This is a genomic window from Pseudoxanthomonas sp. LjRoot204_2 (assembly GCF_056175765.1).
Window position 1 is genome coordinate 1 of the sequence record NZ_JBGFFG010000427.1, and the last position, 2,796, is coordinate 2,796.

Genomic DNA, 2,796 nt, shown 5'->3' on the forward strand with positions numbered 1-2,796 from the left:
ATAGTGATGCCCGCGCGCCATCACGTGATGCAGCCCCAGCGGCGTCATGTAATCGACCGCCGTTTCGCGCGAGGCCATCATCATGTCCACCACCGGCCGCACCACCTCCTGCGCCGGAGAGAACGTCATGGCGACCCAGTCGGCGGCGATGTCGCGCGAAGACTGCATGGGGTTCCACGCCAGCCGGCCGAATGCATACCAGTTCGCCGGGTCGAAATGCGAACCGCTCCAGGTGCGGTCGTCGCCGATGTTGGCCACGCCCGCCATGCCGGTCAGCGCGTGTCCGTCCAGCGAGCCGTCGACGACCCGGGCAACGGTGGAACCYGGGCCGCGCGCCCGCGTATCGGCGCGCAGGACCTCTTCATACAGCGGCCCCAGGTAGACCAGGTGCGTCGCGAAGCCGAGGTATTCCTTGGTGATCTGGAATTCCATCATCAACGGCGTGCGTGGCATCGCGCCGAACAACGGGTGGAACGGCTCGCGCGGCTGGAAGTCGATCGGTCCGTTCTTCACCTGCAGCAACACGTTGCGGCGGAACGCACCGTCCAGGCCGACGAACTCGTTGTAGGCCTGCTTGGCGCGATCCTCGGGCACGTCGTGCGCGTAGACGAAGGCGCGCCACATCACCACGCCGTCGTGCGGCGCCAATGCGTCGGCCAGCAGGTTCGCCCCCTCGGCATGTGAACGCCCATAGTCCTGCGGACCCGGCTGCCCTTCCGAGTTGGCCTTGACCAGGAAGCCACCGAAATCGGGAATGAGCGCGTAGATCTCGTCCGCCTTGTCGCGCCACCAGCGCTGCACGCCGGGGTCGAGCGGATCCGCGGTGGCCAGGCCACCCAGTTCGATCGGCGCACTGAAACGCGCGCTCAGGTAGACACGCAGGCCGTATGGACGGAACACGTCCGCGAGCGCCGCCGCCTTGCGCAGGTACTCGCGCGAGAGGCTCAACGCCTGGGCATTGACGTTGTTGAGGACGGTCCCGTTGATGCCCACCGATGCATTGGCGCGCGCATAGTCGACGTAGCGCGGATCCTGCCAGTCAGGCAGGGTGTGCCAGTCCCACAGCGAACCTCCCGCGTAGCCGCGCTCCACGTAGCCATCCAGGTTGTCCCAGTGGTTGAGCACGCGGCGCGCGACCGCGGGCGACTCGCGCACTTCCAGTGCGTCCAGCGACATGCCGGTCTGCAGCAGGCGCAACAGATGGAAGACGCCGTACAGCACACCGATGTCCTCGCGGGCCGCGACCAGCATCAGCGTGCGACCGCCGACCTGCGTTTCGCGCAGCAGGTAACCTTCCTGCCCCAGGGCCTCCAGTTCTCCACGTAGCGGTGCGATCAGGGGCGACGACCGCGGCGTGCCCAGGATCAATGACCGCTTGCCCTCGGGGGCCGGCCGTCGCACCGGGGCGTTGCCCAGCAGCCCCGACATGCCCCGCTCCACTTCGTCGCGCGCGGCGCGCTGCGCGGCCGTGGCATCGGGCGCGACGAGTTCCCCGAATCGCGCGCGGTAGTCGTGCGCCACGCCCTGGTCGAGCGGCACGTAGCGCATCCACAGCGCATACCCGTCTTCCGCGCAGGCGTTGCCAGCGAGGCCAAGCAGGACCAGCACGACCGCAAACCGCCATCCCCGGCGGCGGTCGCCCGATACCGGGGTTAGCGTTAACATTCCACTGTCCAGCGGACAGGCGGGCGCGGGCAGCGGCATCATCCCCCCTGGCGCTCCTGCCGGACCGGCGGGGCGCTGCACCGCATGGCTACCGTGGAAGAAGGGAACGCGTATTGGACAAGCCGAAGAAGGCGATCCGCCGCAAGACCAGTGGCGTGACGATCGATGAAGTGGCCGCGCTGGCCGGCGTGTCGCCCATGACCGTCTCGCGGGTGATCAACAACCAGGGCAAGGTCCGCGACGCCACGCGCGAGCGCGTCATGCGCGCCGTGCGCGAGCTGGACTACACGCCCAACCTGGCCGCGAGTTCGCTGGCCGCCGCGCAGCACACGCGCATCGCCCTCATCTACACCAATCCCAGTGGCGCCTACCTGCGTGAGCTGCTGGTCGGCCTGCTGCGGGTAGCGTCCCGCACCGCCGTCCAGCTGGTGGTCGACTACTGGGACGACCTGGATACCGAATCCGAACGCAAGGCGGCGCGTGCGCTGGGCGCGCGCGTCGACGGCGTCATCCTGCCTCCCCCGCTGTGCGAGTCGCGCGCGGCGGTGACCGAACTGGTGAAAGCGGGTGTCCCCGTCGTCGCGATCGCATCGGGGCGTTTCAGCGATGACATCTCCTGTGTCCGGATCGACGACTTCCGCGCCGGCAGGGAGATGGCCGAGCACCTGATCGAACAGGGCCACCAGCGCATCGGTTTCATCCTCGGACGCAGCGACCTCAGTGCCAGTTCGCGCCGCTACGACGGATTCGTCACCGCGCTGCACGAAGCCGGGCTGGACGTGGACACCGACCTCGTCCAGCAGGGCGACTACACGTACCGCTCCGGACTGAAGGCCACCGAGAAGCTGTTGGCCCATCGCAAGCCGCCGACCGCCATCTTCGCCAGCAACGACGACATGGGCGCGGCCGCGATCTCGGTGGCGCACCGCCGGGGCCTGGACGTACCGCGCGACCTGTCCGTGGTCGGCTTCGACGATACCTCGGCCGCCACCACGGTGTGGCCCGAGCTCACCACCATCCACCAACCGATCGCGTCGATGGCGAATGCGGCCATCGATATCCTGCTGCGCAGCATCCGGCGCAAGACCGACAGCACCCGCGTGCTGATGGACCACGTGGTCCCGCATCGGC

General features: G+C 68.5%; 2 protein-coding genes. One reads left to right on the top strand and one right to left on the bottom strand.

The genetic code is table 11. The features are described from left to right. On the bottom strand, positions 1-1,665 hold a 1,665-nt coding region (locus tag AC04L7_RS15960), incomplete at its 3' end, for an alpha-glucuronidase family glycosyl hydrolase (RefSeq protein WP_475513392.1). Between the two features lie 113 nt (positions 1,666-1,778). Between AC04L7_RS15960 and AC04L7_RS15965 the strand changes: the two genes are divergently transcribed. Then, the coding region (locus AC04L7_RS15965) for a LacI family DNA-binding transcriptional regulator (protein WP_475513393.1) at positions 1,779-2,796 on the top strand (1,018 nt) is incomplete at its 3' end.